The sequence below is a fragment of the Paenibacillus sp. FSL K6-0276 genome (assembly GCF_037977235.1).
Taxonomy (GTDB): Bacteria; Bacillota; Bacilli; order Paenibacillales; family Paenibacillaceae; genus Paenibacillus_AQ.
Genome location: NZ_CP150276.1, coordinates 3,498,204 through 3,512,038, shown reverse-complemented (window position 1 = coordinate 3,512,038; position 13,835 = coordinate 3,498,204). Strand labels below are relative to the sequence as shown.

The following is a 13,835-nucleotide window of genomic DNA, read 5'->3' as shown; positions in this document are numbered from 1 at the left end:
TCAATAACGAACGGATGTTGTACTTGCAAGCCTCCCACGCTCCAAATCTTGTTCTTTGGATATGCTGTAAAATGATTACGTAGAACAATTTTATTATGGAGGAATACATCAAATGTCAGACGTAGTTGAAGAGCTCAAGAAAATGTCTCAAAAAAAGGGATTTGAAAATAAAATTGATTTCCAACAGCTGCTAGAAAAATGCAAGACCATAGCGTTGTCAAGTGCAGATGTTGAATTTTTAACAGAACTATATTCTTTAGCAAAAAAATTGTACATTCGTAACACGATAATGATGTCACTTGTGTTTTGTGAGGATATTGATTTAAAGGATTTTTTCTTCAAAGCCTTTAAAAAAGAACGCTATCTAGATATGAGATTGACTGCAATCCGAGGATACGCGAATCATGCCACTGAAAAAGAAGTAGAGAAACTGATGTCTAAGTTTATAGAGATTCTGATGAAGCGTCCTGAAAATACACCATATAACTATCAAGAATATGAGTTGATTCGTTCTGCTTTTGGGTTACCGTATTTAGTAAATAGATTTGGATACGCTTGTTTTATTCAGGCATATACACAAGAAGAAAAACAATACAATGCAATGCCAGATGCTTTCAAAGGACATTTTACGATAAATGAAAAAGGGAATTCTGTCCAACTTCGGTCACCAGAAGAAACCAAGAAAATGCTTGATGAATTTTGGGGCAGAGTATAAGTATTTTCTAATTAATTCATTTATAGATTATGTAAGTCGGTGGGGGAAAGCAACGCTAGAGCATGTCGATGAAATTGCGATTAAAGGGAACTTGTAATTTGCCGATCCCGTTTATGAAATGTATAAGGAGGAAAGAGAATTGAATCCGAAGAGAATATTGCTTACAAAACCGAGCAAAAATTATAAACAATATATTCATTTGATGATCACGGAGACTTCGTCAGATCTACATATTTTAAATATCGTGAAAGGCCGGTTAACATTACGGAAAAAAACCACGAATGCGGTGTATCAACAATATCCAATGGAAGAAGCGCTTTATCAGCTTGAGCAATTGTCTCTGGAATACCAAGCGAAAGGATATATCGAAGAGCCTGAATCGATTCTAGATGCAATAATGATTCCTGAGGATCGTGTATTAGATAAAGCGAAGTGGCACTATGAAGGGGATTTCCCGGAGGATTTAACAAAAGATGCTGCTTACACCGCTACGGGCATGTTCATCACTTGGTTAATTAATAATAATTGGTTTTCAGAGGAAATAGAGCATCAGTTCGCTACTGAAATAGAGAAAGTAAAGCAGAAGCAGCTTACGGGTGCTGAATTCTATCGGAAATGTCTGGACGGCGTGTTTTCAACCCAAGAACTTGCAGATGGGATTAAACCATTCGTCAATGAATATTTGAATATTCAAAAGGACATTTATACAGCCGAAGACTATGTCCATACCTTTCAAGGAGTTGGACTTACATTTTATCATGTTGCTAATACATGGGAAAATTATGACTTGATTGAACCTGTAATTGAACAACGTTTTAAAGAATTTTGGGAGAGAATACAAAAGATATAGGATGATTCATTACGTGGAATTCACCTGAATTTTTCTTCCTTGTACGTACAGAAAGACATTCGTGAAATTTTTAGATGGGTATAACAAGCCTTAACTTCGGCTCAATTGTAATAACTATTTCGTCAGGCACTGGGTGGGGGGATAATAAAAGAGCGACTGTTGTCAGCCGCCCCTTCATTGAGCAAATGCTATTCCTGTAACTTGTTTTCAGTGTTTATACATCACATGTGGAATGTGGTGTGTCGCTGTTAAGAGAGAATATTTTGGAACCATATTTAACACTAGTATTATTTGTAGTTGTAAGTAATTAATAAAGAGCGTTCCAACATGTTTTCTGTCGTTGGTACGCTCTTTTTTTAATAGACCTTTCGTTTTGTCATAATTACAAGTAATAAAAGCAAGATCAGCTGGTTTCCAATTTTTTTATTTAAAATTTATATATTCGTTAAGATTCCATTAAGATTCAAAACGAAGATAAACCATATAATTGGATTATGGTGATCAAAAAAGTGTTACGTAAGCGCGCCAACCAGCACGACGTATTATTATGTAGTGGTAACGAAGTGGCGAAAACGCGGCACAGTTTGTATTGTCTACTCAATAAAGGAGAAGCAACAAGCTTCACGATCAAAGCGAAAGATGGTTTGGCAACAGGCACCTATTCTGCAATAGTTACCATAACTGCAGAAAGTCCGATCCCAAGATAATGCTCTTGCAATATTTCAGATACTTTATGCATTTCAACAAGAAGCTCTAACTTTTCCTCATCCTTCCGAGAAATATCTAATAAATGATGTGTCATGGCGTTATAATGCGACATGAGCTGGCCAATTTCGTCTATTTTCGAATCCTCTAGTACAGTGATTTCACATTCATCCTTCTTCATATGGTAATAAATCTATCTTGTAAAGAATCTATGAAGAAAAGGATGAATTCAAAGAACTATTATCTGCTACTATGAGAGCGATGGAACATGAACCAGCTTTTGTAGGTACTTGTGGATCTAATCGATGAAAGAATAATTAGTTACCTTACACATTACACCAACGAATGAGTGAAGAACTAATTTAACTTGCTAGTTTTAAATGAATTTCAGAGAGCAAAGCAGTAAAGATAAAAGGCAGTCTACCAGTAGGATCATACTGGTAGACTGCTTATTTCTGTTGGAGTTTAATAGAGATTCGGGTGGATCTATTAAAAAGAAGGCATATAAATTCCCAACTCTTTTTGGACATATATTGGGATAACGAGAATATAAATATACAATAAAACACTTGTTGAAGAAGACGAAAATACATTAACGGTTAGGAGAAATGAAAGATGGAATTCGAACTAGGCAGCATCTTGAAGCTAGTGAAACGTAGGCTGCTGTTCATCATTGTGTTATGTATCGTTGCGGTCGGTCTCGCTAGTTTCGTTAGCTACTATGTTTTGAAGCCGAAATACGAGGCGACAGCTTCTATTCTTATTCAAGGTGACAGGCAACAGAAAGCAATCAATGACATTATGGCTGGGCAAAAACTAGTAACCACTTACGGGGAAATTATCCGAAGCAGTAGAATCGCTGAAGAGGTCGTTAGAAGGCTGCAATTAAACATGACCCCTGAAAAACTATTAGAAAAAGTTAAGACAAGAACAAATAGTGAGTCACTCGTGACGACGGTTATTGTGACGGATTCTAATGCTCAGCGGGCAACGGATATCGTGAATGGTTTTGGGGAGGCTTTCAACGAGAACATCCAAGCGATTATGGGGGTAGAGAATGTTGTGTTTCTCGACCGAGCCAAGGTTCCTTTCGAGGCGATCACGCCCAAGCCGCTCTTCAATATGGTCGTTGCTTTCGGACTTTCATTGATTGCTGGGATCGCAATTTCCATTCTACGGGAATTGGCGGAGAAACCTGTGAGAAGCGCCAAAAACATTCAGTTGGATTTGCAGCTTCCTCTTCTGGGAACGGTGGGGAAATTGAAGCCACGGAAACGGCGGGCGAAGACGAAATCCAATTCAGTAGAAGGAGCCAGCAGACATGAAGAAGAAAACGCCAAGACTGTATTGCCTGGAACAACCGAAATCATCTAGTGGAGATCAATTTCGAACGATACGATCCAATATTCGCTATACCCGAGTAGGTGGAGAAATCCGATCTTTATTAGTCACAAGCTCTCTTCCAGATGAAGGAAAGTCGACAGTGGCGATGAACTTGGCCATAGCGATGGCGGAAACCGGAAGAACCGTGCTACTGATAGATGCAGATTTGCGCACGCCAACCGTGCATAAGGCATTCGATCTGCCCAATTGGGTCGGATTAAGTAGTATCTTAGTGGATCAAACCCGTGTGGATGATTGTATTTTTCCTATTGAGGATTCAGAAGGACTTTCTGTACTGACTTCTGGTCCAATCTCCCCGAATCCGGCTGATTTACTAAGATCATCAGGAATGAAGAGGTTATTCGCAGAGCTTAGCGATCGATTTGATACGATTGTCATCGATTCTTCTTCTGTGTTAATGCCCTTCTCGGATGCCCTTATCTTGGGAAAGATGACAGAAGGGGTACTGTTAGTTGTGAAATCTGGGAAAGTGCTCTTAAAGCATACGAGCTCTGCGAAACAGATGCTTGAGCAGCAAGGGGCGCATGTATTGGGAGCAGTTTTGAATTATCGAAAGAGTAGCAAACGCTACAAGATTCGCAGTGAAGATTTTGCCGATTGGGCTTCATCTTCCGGAATGGTCTAACGTATTATGACATTTGCTTCTCTTCGTTATTTATTCGGGAATATCACTTACGCAGGTGCTCAGTTCGTGATTGTAATACTTCTTAATAAATTTGGGTCACCCGAAATCGTTGGGCAATATTCACTAGGGCTTGCGGTAACCGCTCCCATATTCATGCTGTCGCATTTACATCTTCGTTCGGTCTTGATCGTTAATACATCGGGGAAATACCTTTTTGGAGATTTTTTTGGGCTTCGTCTCGTGACAACCGCTGTTGCATTCACGATCACAGCAGGTTTTTGCATAGTCAGTGGTTTTGATTGGAATACAGTTTTAGTCATATTTTTCATCGGATTGTATAGAATTGTTGAGTCGGTCAGCGATATTTTATTGGGTATTGTTCAGAAGCAGGAGAGGCTAGATCAAATCTCTTTCTCGAGAGCTGCTAAAGGATTGTTCTCCATACTTGTCTTCGCCCTCGTATTTATCCCTACACAGAGTCTCGTTCTAGCGTTATTAGTCATGATTATCGGATGGTTAGCGATAACGATTGGATATGATGCTCGCAAAGCGAGAGTGTATACGTCGCTCAGGCCACTTTTTAACAAAAGACGCCTATGGGGATTGCTGATCGTTAGTTCCCCCCTTGGTGTTGTGTTGGCGTTGATGTCGCTAAATACGAATATCCCACTATACGCGATCTCTTATTTTAAAGGGGAACATGACCTAGGTGTATACGCTACGCTCTCATACATGATTGTTGCCTGCAATGTTGTTGTTACTGCACTCGGTGAAGCGATAACACCACGTCTAGCCCGTTGGCATGCTGCCGGACGACATAAGGAGTTTGTCTCATTACTCAGTCGAATGATTGCAATGGGCGTGGGAATTAGTGCGTTCGCTTGTTTGATCGGGTGGATGTTTGGTCATCAGCTACTAACCCTATTGTTCAGTCCTGAAGTGGCTGAGGAGATAAGTTTGTTTCATTGGTTGCTCGTTTCTACCACGTTGGTATTTGTTTCGTCTTACCTGTGGTATGCCATAACAGCCACCGGGAAGTACAAAGCGCAGATTCCATTGTTTCTGTGTTCGGTGATCACTAATGGGCTTTCATGTCTAATATTCGTACCTAATTACGGGGTGATAGGCGCTGCGATGGGGGCCAGTTTGGCATTATTCGTTCAGATGATTGGCAGTGTGATCGTACTTTTCTTGGTAATCCGTCAGGCAAGGAAACAGGTACAACGGGAATTGGCTGCATAGAGGCATCTTCTCATAGGAAAGTAGGGGCTTGTATGACATCTGTATCGGTTGTAGGGAAACCCTACACCATGCGTAATTTATTTCTGTTTGCGGTTATGGGTTACATCATCTGCCTTCCGGCTCAAATTGATTTCGGTGGCGCCTTTCGAATCGCACTCTCTGACCTTTTCTTAATGCTTGGTTTGTTTGCAGCAGGTTTACACCTCAAATTGGACCCGAGGCAGTTCAGTTCATGGCATTGGGGGATGTTATTTATTTTCGTCCTCGCTTCATTTGTATCCATTTGGCGCAATGGATTCATTACGCAATACGCTCTATTGCAAAAAGATTTTGGGTTTATACTCCTACTGCTGACTTATATCATGCTTATTCAGGCTGTTGACAGCTGGGATCGGTTATATAAAATGCTACGAGCTTTTCTGATCAGTGTACTGATCTTCAATGGCGTCGCTTTGTTCGATTTTTTTAGTGGAGTCAAGGTCCCGTTTATGGTGCAAGACGGTCGACTGTCTGGGATGCTAATTGATCCGAATGCATATGGTGGATTATTAGTGACGGCTTTTGCCATTCATATCATGACGAGTGGGGATGGGGTGAAGCTACTTAGGGGATGGGTGAGTACCCTAGCGACAATAACCCTAGCCGGGGGAATTATGATGACCTTTTCGCGATCGTCATGGATTGGTCTGTTCCTTGTCCTACTTACGCTTCTGCTGACTAATCCATCTCGACTTCTCAAGATTGGTATGGGGTTTAGCGTCGCATTTGTAGCACTGCTGTTGTATAAAGGAACAGCTTATCTGGATGTTCTTGGGAATATGTCCAGTAGACCCTCGCAGATTCAGTCACGCCTCGACATCATTGGGAAGGCGGTGGATTGGATCGCACAAAGTCCGTTGTTAGGAATTGGACTTGGCTCCTATAACTATGAACTGCGCATTATTATTCATAACACTCCGATTTGGTTTATGACAGAATTCGGACTACTGGGCTTGATCGTGTATGGCGGATTCATGATCTGGTTCTTTATCGTAGGTATCCGATCTTATCGCACGGCAGAACCGATTCACAGACCGATCATTATGGCATTACTGCTGTCTCACGCTGCGATGATTGGACTTTCGATGGGCATCGAAGCCTTATTCCAGCGGTACTGGTGGTTCATGATGGCTATGAACGCAGCTTGCATCCGATTAACGAATACTGGACGGAAAGGAGTGATGCGGTATCGAACCAAGGGCATTGAAAGGTCAACCGGACGTAAGTTACGACAACAAACAGAACAAGCGCAACAAGCGCAATAACAAGAGGTTTGGGAGCACACCTGCTGAAGGCTGTGGGCCATTAAAAGCTGCTTTTGTAGCCTCCATTTATGGGCATTTCGAGAGTTTTCATTTACCTTACATGGAGTTATTGCAACAAAAGGGGTGTGAAGTGCATGCTTACGCGCAGCCTGGGGAAGCGAGGTTACGGTTAGAAGAGAAGGGGATCGTGTGCCACGATGTGCCTATACAACGTAGCCCTTTGCAGGTGCAGAACTGGGCCGCTCTAGGGATATTAACTGAAAGCTTCATGAAGGAGGGGTTTCAGTTCGTCCATGTACATACGCCAGTCGCTTCGATTCTCGGACGGATTGCGGCCCGTAGGGCAGGTGTGCCCTGCACATTGTATACAGCTCATGGCTTTCATTTCTTTAAGGGAGCCCCACTCCTGAACTGGATGCTTTATTATCCGCTCGAGCGATTGATGGCTCGCTGGACAGATGTGCTGATCACCATAAATAGTGAAGATTATGAACGCGCCCAGAAATTTTCTGTACGAAAAAAAGTGACCTATGTGAGTGGTGTCGGACTTGATCTCCAGGTTTACGGCAGCGAACAGGAACATCCTGAAGCTGCGACGGAAAAAACAGATAGGCGACGCCAACTATTTGATCTACCGAAGAGTAACAATGATGAACCTCCCTTTGTCGTACTATGCGTTGCTGAATTGAACGTTAACAAGAACCAGAAGCAGCTGATCGAATCGCTGGGTCAGTTGGGTGATGAAGCGGGCAATATCCATCTGGCTTTAGCTGGTACGGGGCCGTCCGAGCAAACACTACTGGAACTAGCCAATCGGCTAGGTGTTAGCGATCGGGTGCATATGCTTGGGTACCGTAAGGATATTCCAGATCTACTTAGAGCGTGTGATGTTGCCGTTCTTGTGTCCTATCGCGAGGGACTACCTCGGGCGATTATGGAGGCGATGGCAGCAGGTAAACCTGTTATCGGTACGCATATTCGGGGGATTCACGATTTGATCGAACATGAATTAACAGGCATGTTGGTTCCAGTTGATGATATTACTGCTACCGCTAAGGCATTAATTCAACTACGAGATCATCCAGCATTAACCGCTACGATGGGAGAAGCAAACAAGGACAGGATTATTCGCTACGGGTTGCCTGCGGTGCTCTGTGAAATGGACTCGATCTATATAGAAGCGCTGAATATGGGGGGAAGGAAGCGAGTTCCGTCTGAAATGCATGTGAGCCTGTCAGGAGATTGATCATTCGCTCACACATAAAAGGCTAGTAAATGAACATTTTTAGTTAATTAGGGAGAAAGAAGTGATGAGAATGCGGATCTTCCGTTTGGTCATGTTGGATGCGGGGATTATTGCGGCTTCAGTGTGGCTGGTGTTTTTACTTCGGTTTGATTTTCAAATCCCAGAGATGTACGTGTGGATGCTTCCGTGGGCAATATTCATTCACATTTCAGTGTACGCGGTCTTCTCATTCGGGTTCAAAGTGTATAACAGTATTTGGCGATACACCGGAATGGGAGAGATACTGCAGCTTCTTAAAGTGAGTGCTTTAACACTCGTAGGAGTCATTGTTGTTAATGTATCCGCTCATGTACTCGTCGCTTCATATCGACTGCCGATATCCATTTATTTTGCAGCTGGATATGTGTTTCTTGGCATTGCTGGTTTGCGAATCGTCAACCGTCTTATGAATGATGGGTTAGTCTCGTCGGGAGCGAAGGATTCATTCGAAGGTAATCTTCTAATCATTGGGGCTGGAAAGGCAGGAATCCTCGTTAACAAAGATATCAAGCATTCAAAGTTTAAATTTATGAATCCGGTCGCCTTCATTGATGATGATACATCCAAACAAAAGCTGGAGATTATGGGTCTGCCGATTGTGGGTAACCGAAATTTCATTCCCGAGGCAGTGAAGCAGTTGGACATTTCTTTCATTATTATTGCGCTTCCGACGGCTCCACAAAACGACTTAATGGAGATCATCGAGATCTGCAAATCTACAAAAGCACAGATTAAGCTAATGCCTAGTATGACGGATATTTTAGATGGAAAAACGGCAATCAATCGGATCCGTGAAGTGTCCGTAAATGATTTGCTAGGTAGAACTCCAGTAGAAATTAACACGGAAGAGATACGCGAGAATTTGGGGAGTGAGTGTATTCTCATTACGGGTGCAGGAGGCTCCATAGGCTCGGAACTGTGCCGGCAACTCGCTGCATATCGTCCGAAGGAAATGCTGCTTCTTGGACATGGAGAGAACAGCATTTACCTTATTGAACAAGAGCTTCGCCAGTTATATCCCGAACAGAATATTCAACCCATCATTGCTGATATTCAGGATGTGTCGCGAATCGAAAGTGTTTTTCAGAATTTCCGACCTACGATCGTGTATCACGCCGCCGCGCACAAACATGTTCCCCTCATGGAAATGAATCCGGTGGAGGCAGTTAAGAACAATGTCATCGGAACAAGGAACGTAGCGGAGGCCAGTGCCAAATATGGTGCTAAACGGTTCATTCTCATCTCTTCAGACAAAGCGGTTAATCCAACCAGTGTCATGGGAGCTACGAAACGAGCTGCAGAAATGATTATTAATGATCAGAATTCATCCAGCAAGACGGTTTTTGCCGCTGTACGTTTCGGTAATGTACTCGGTAGTCGGGGAAGTGTTATCCCATTATTCAAAAGACAAATCGAGAGTGGTGGCCCGGTTACTGTTACCCATATGGATATGGTGCGGTATTTCATGACGATCCCTGAAGCTGTGCAGTTGGTTATCCAGGCGAGTGTGCTGGCACAAGGGGGCGAGGTGTTCGTGCTTGATATGGGTAAGCCGGTTCGTATTTACGATCTAGCGAGAGATTTAATACGTTTGTCGGGCTTAGAACCCGATAAAGATATCCCTATCGTGATCACGGGCATTCGTCCTGGAGAAAAACTATATGAGGAACTCCTGACGGAAGAGGAAGGATTGATGGTCACCAATAACTATCGGATAATGATCAGTCGTCCTCAAAGTGTTTCCAGATCCGAACTGAATTTGGTCCTTGGTGTTCTGGAGAATTTGTGCAAACGGTACGAATTTGTGCCAAGCAGCTATCAGATCAAGAAACTATTAAAGCAGCTTATACCGAGCTATTCGGGCTTTCAGGAAGAAGCACAGGTGGCTACTCAAGAGCTTGAACGGATCAAATCCGAAGTTCGTGCGGGGATCTGAGTGATGAAGTGGATTATGAGTAGTTGGAAAAAAAGATTGCCTGGCAAGCGAGACCGGGAATTCACAAGAAAGCGTATAGTCATGAGGCGAATTGGAAGATTCGCCCTGATTGGTTTTCTTATTGTGATTGTCGTTGGTGGCATCTGGATCAGAGGGGTGCTAAATCCTGAACATCGCTTCCAGAAGGCTGTCCTTAATCCCTTGACGATACCTAATTCTGAAATTTCTTTGGTACCTGTGGGGAAGACGCAGTCGGATGGCACTCCGAATAACTCTCAAAATACGAATGAGCTTGCACTGCCACCGACTACACCTCCGCCTACAGCAACACCAGCGGCAACAGACAAAAAAACATCATCCTTCAATGTTGTGTTAATTGGAACCGACACCTGGGGCGGGGAAAGCTCACGTGCTGACACGATTATGGTAGCGCATGTGATGCCGGATCAGCGAAAGGTGAATATTGTCTCAGTGCCGCGAGACACAAGGGTTTATGTGCAAAATGTCGGATATACCAAGATTAATCATGCTCATATTGTTGGGGAGTCCAAGGGTGGGAATCAGCAAGGAACGCTGACGCTTATTCAAGCGGTGAGCGACTTTATGAATATCCCCATTCATCATTACATCAAAACGAACTTCTCCGGTGTACGTGATTTCGTCGATTCTATCGGCGGAATTGATATGGTGATCGATCAGGATGTGACCATAACCCCAGAGATTACCATCAAGAAAGGTGAGCAGCATCTGGATGGCGTGCATGCACTCTACCTAGCGAGGGAGCGGCACTCGACTCCAGATGGTGACTTTAGTCGTCAAGAGGAGCAATTTAATATCGTTAGAGCTGTGGCCAATAAGCTGTTGAGCCCTGAGCATCTTCCGGATCTGGCGGGATTATTACTTCATGAAAAGAAAGACATTATCGATACAAGCTTCAGCGACAGTGATTTGCTCAGCTTAGCTTGGTTGTTCAAGGGGATAGCTTCTCAGGATTTCACATACGAGCAGATTCCGGGTAAAAACAGTTTCGCACCTGATCCATTAGTCGGAACTAAGGTGTACTACTGGAGTGCAGATTCGGAAGAAGTAAAGTCGCTTACGGAACGTCTTTTTACGGATTAAGAGAAAGGCGGGAGGAGTACTGACATGTATCGCCATATGAAACGAGGCTTCGATATTGTAGGAGCGATCGTTATGTTATGTATATTTAGTCCAGTCATGGCTGTGGTGGCGTTGTTGATTCGAATGAAGCTTGGAAGCCCAATCTTGTTCAAGCAGCAGCGACCAGGACGGGGAGAGAAACCCTTCTTCATCTACAAATTTCGGACCATGGCTGAACTGTATGATACGCAGGGCCAGCCGTTACCGGATGAGCGGCGATATATCAAGTTTGGCGGAATAATCCGGAAGCTAAGTCTGGATGAGCTACCGCAATTGGTGAATGTTCTGAAGGGAGAAATGAGCCTGATTGGCCCAAGACCCTTGCTCATGCGTTACAGCCCTTATTACTCCGAACTGGAGAGGATGCGATTCTCTGTAAGACCAGGAATTACGGGATTGGCACAGGTGTCAGGACGCAATACTTCATCGTGGAAAGACCGGCTTTCGTATGATGTCACCTATGTCGAGAAGCTAAGTTTCAGACTTGATGCTCTCATATTATGTAAGACCGTATTGAAGGTGATTCGACAAGATGATGTTGTAGCCAATCCAGGTCGGCATAGCCTACCTCTGGATGAGTATAGGCTGAATAAAAAGGAGGGCCAGGCATGAATGTGCAGTTTAGACCGCTGCATGAAGACGATATTAATCATGCATGCCGGCTCTTGAAGAGCAACTTACCGGAGCATGTTTACAATCAAACGATATTTGCTTGTGCAGGTTATCCAGCGTATCTGCAAGCGGCTTGTAAGTGTGGAGGCCATTCAGCCACATTGTTGATTGGAGCCTATATTGGAGATGTTCTCATTGGATTCGCTGAATGGCGAAGAATGGAACAGATGTTAGTTCTGAATAACTTGAATGTGGATGCGGCCTATCGTAAGGATGGCATTGGCGGAATGCTCATGGCTTACGGAGAGAAATTAGCCAAGAAGGATGGCATCCAGAAGCTGGTACTTGATGTGTTCTCATGGAATGAACAGGCTCATGCTTGGTATCTTCGCCTTGGCTTTACAGAGGAAGGACGTACTTATTGGTACGTGAGGGATTTGGATCGTTCAGTAGCGGCAAGTGCGGATGTTACTGCTACTGGAGCACATATAGATGACGAAGAAGTGGTGTACATCATTGATGATTACCCAATGGCAGAGGCACATCATCTAAAGTACGGATTCTCTTCTTTTAGGATTAGAACGAAGCAGAAGACTTCTGTCGTAGGTCGGCTCGGCGAGCAGTATTTTCGCATCCAACTGCAAAGTGGAGAGTGGGATGGAGGTTATCAACTGACCGATGTGTTACTCGACCTAGACCGGGAGAGAAGGTTGTTGTTACTCTCATCCGATGCATTCTTACGTGAGAGAGACCCCGAGCTAAGCTTAAGCACTGAAAGTATACGTATGATCAAGATATTGGATTAGCAGCGAATGCTTCCGAAGTAAGTTTTGTCGAAGTACCTCAAGGAAGCATACGCTAACATAACTTTTAGGAGGCGACGTATGAGTAATTTCCTCGTTCTTAATAGCTCGCATTCTGAAGAATGGGATGCTTATTTGAATCAGATGGAAAGAAAAGATATCTATTTCTCTGCTGATTTTTTTCGGCTGTTCGAGGATGATGATCATCAACAGGCAGAGCTATTTGTATTTAAGCAGGGTGACCAGCTTATTATTTATCCATACTTGCTTCGCTCCATAAGCCATCTTCCCGCAATAATTCAACTGGGGCTTGAAGGTGAGTGGTACGACATTAGCACACCTTATGGATACGGGGGACCGATATCGAATGTGCCGCCAGGAGCTGAACGAACGGAGCTGTACCGACAGTTCAGTGAAGCGTTCACCGAATACTGCAAAGCGAAAAGGATCATGACCGAGTTTGTAAGATTTCATCCGTTAATAGGTAATGCCACCGAATACCAAAATGGGCTTACTACAGAGTTGAATCGGAATACAGCTTATATGGATTTGACGGTTGGCTCGGAGTCAGCACTTATCCAGAATTATGGCAGCAATCATAAAAGAAATATTCGCAAAACAAAGTCATCTCCATTAACCATTCGAAAGTCGGATCTAAGGGATCGGATCGAGATTTTCACCGAATTATATTACAGAACGTTAAATGATTTACAGGCAGATTCCTTCTATTATTTCCCCAAAAAATTTATAGAAGATACAAGCCGTTTGTTAGACGGGCGGGTAGAGTTGTTCGAGGCGATGGATGGGGAGAAAACTGTAGCGGCCAGTATTGTGCTTCATGATGGACCATGGATGCATTATCACTTATGCGGTTGGGATCGGGCCTATCTGCAGTGGTCACCAACCAAATTTCTCATCCACTCAGCAGCCGTGTGGGGGATGGAGAATGGATACGAAAGATTTCATTTGGGTGGGGGATATAACGGCAACGACGAACTATTTCAGTTCAAACTAAAATTTGCTACTCAACTAGAACCACTGGACTATTACCTTGGTAAGCGAATATTTTTTCCTGAAGTGTATGATCGCATTTTATCGCTCTGTGACACTGGGTTAGCCGGGAATTATTTTCCACTATATCGGAATCCGTCTTTTTTGAATCAAAATATCATGGACCACGCTCATAAATAAAT

The 13,835-nt window shown here is 43.4% G+C and carries 13 protein-coding genes; 12 read left to right on the top strand and 1 reads right to left on the bottom strand.

Annotation, left to right across the window (positions count from 1 at the left end):
* The first annotated feature begins 112 nt into the window (after window positions 1-112).
* Together MHH52_RS16570 and MHH52_RS16565 are read left to right on the top strand one after the other, a co-directional pair.
* On the top strand, window positions 113-715 hold the full coding sequence (locus MHH52_RS16570; RefSeq protein WP_340003653.1) for a hypothetical protein: 603 nt from the start codon (window positions 113-115) through the stop codon (window positions 713-715).
* Between the two features lie 139 nt (window positions 716-854).
* The gene (locus MHH52_RS16565; RefSeq protein ID WP_340003652.1) at window positions 855-1,565 is read left to right on the top strand and encodes a hypothetical protein; all 711 of its coding nucleotides are present in this window, start codon (window positions 855-857) and stop codon (window positions 1,563-1,565) included.
* A gap of 658 nt (window positions 1,566-2,223) precedes the next feature.
* Here MHH52_RS16565 and MHH52_RS16560 read toward each other — a convergent pair.
* Window positions 2,224-2,451: a hypothetical protein gene (locus MHH52_RS16560; RefSeq protein WP_340003651.1), complete on the bottom strand. Its 228-nt coding sequence runs from the start codon at window positions 2,449-2,451 to the stop codon at window positions 2,224-2,226.
* A gap of 434 nt (window positions 2,452-2,885) precedes the next feature.
* Here MHH52_RS16560 and MHH52_RS16555 point away from each other — a divergent pair, with 434 nt between their 5' ends.
* The 10 genes from MHH52_RS16555 (at window position 2,886) to MHH52_RS16510 (ending at window position 13,833) form a co-directional block, all read left to right on the top strand.
* The gene (locus MHH52_RS16555) at window positions 2,886-3,644 is read left to right on the top strand and encodes a Wzz/FepE/Etk N-terminal domain-containing protein (RefSeq protein ID WP_340003650.1); all 759 of its coding nucleotides are present in this window, start codon (window positions 2,886-2,888) and stop codon (window positions 3,642-3,644) included.
* Window positions 3,592-4,299, top strand: coding sequence for a CpsD/CapB family tyrosine-protein kinase (locus tag MHH52_RS16550; RefSeq protein WP_340003649.1), 708 nt, complete (start codon window positions 3,592-3,594; stop codon window positions 4,297-4,299). The genes MHH52_RS16555 and MHH52_RS16550 overlap by 53 nt, the downstream gene beginning before the upstream one ends.
* A 6-nt stretch (window positions 4,300-4,305) precedes the next feature.
* The gene (locus MHH52_RS16545; protein ID WP_340003648.1) at window positions 4,306-5,541 is read left to right on the top strand and encodes an oligosaccharide flippase family protein; all 1,236 of its coding nucleotides are present in this window, start codon (window positions 4,306-4,308) and stop codon (window positions 5,539-5,541) included.
* A 32-nt stretch (window positions 5,542-5,573) separates the two neighbouring features.
* Window positions 5,574-6,845, top strand: coding sequence for an O-antigen ligase family protein (locus MHH52_RS16540; protein ID WP_340003647.1), 1,272 nt, complete (start codon window positions 5,574-5,576; stop codon window positions 6,843-6,845).
* On the top strand, window positions 6,784-8,091 hold the full coding sequence (locus MHH52_RS16535; protein ID WP_340003646.1) for a glycosyltransferase family 4 protein: 1,308 nt from the start codon (window positions 6,784-6,786) through the stop codon (window positions 8,089-8,091). Before MHH52_RS16540 ends, MHH52_RS16535 begins: the two co-directional genes overlap by 62 nt.
* A gap of 64 nt (window positions 8,092-8,155) precedes the next feature.
* Window positions 8,156-10,066: a nucleoside-diphosphate sugar epimerase/dehydratase gene (locus MHH52_RS16530; protein WP_340003645.1), complete on the top strand. Its 1,911-nt coding sequence runs from the start codon at window positions 8,156-8,158 to the stop codon at window positions 10,064-10,066.
* Between the two features lie 3 nt (window positions 10,067-10,069).
* On the top strand, window positions 10,070-11,188 hold the full coding sequence (locus MHH52_RS16525) for an LCP family protein (RefSeq protein WP_340003644.1): 1,119 nt from the start codon (window positions 10,070-10,072) through the stop codon (window positions 11,186-11,188).
* 36 nt (window positions 11,189-11,224) lie between these two features.
* Window positions 11,225-11,839 (top strand): sugar transferase, encoded by a 615-nt coding sequence (locus MHH52_RS16520; protein ID WP_313638054.1) that lies wholly within the window; start codon window positions 11,225-11,227, stop codon window positions 11,837-11,839.
* Window positions 11,836-12,645 carry a GNAT family N-acetyltransferase gene (locus MHH52_RS16515; protein ID WP_340003643.1) on the top strand — a complete coding sequence of 270 codons (810 nt, stop codon included), beginning with the start codon at window positions 11,836-11,838 and terminating at the stop codon, window positions 12,643-12,645. The genes MHH52_RS16520 and MHH52_RS16515 overlap by 4 nt, the downstream gene beginning before the upstream one ends.
* Before the next feature lie 78 nt (window positions 12,646-12,723).
* Entirely contained in the window at window positions 12,724-13,833 is a 1,110-nt protein-coding gene (locus MHH52_RS16510; protein ID WP_340003642.1) for a GNAT family N-acetyltransferase, read from the top strand.
* The last annotated feature ends 2 nt before the right edge of the window (window positions 13,834-13,835 follow it).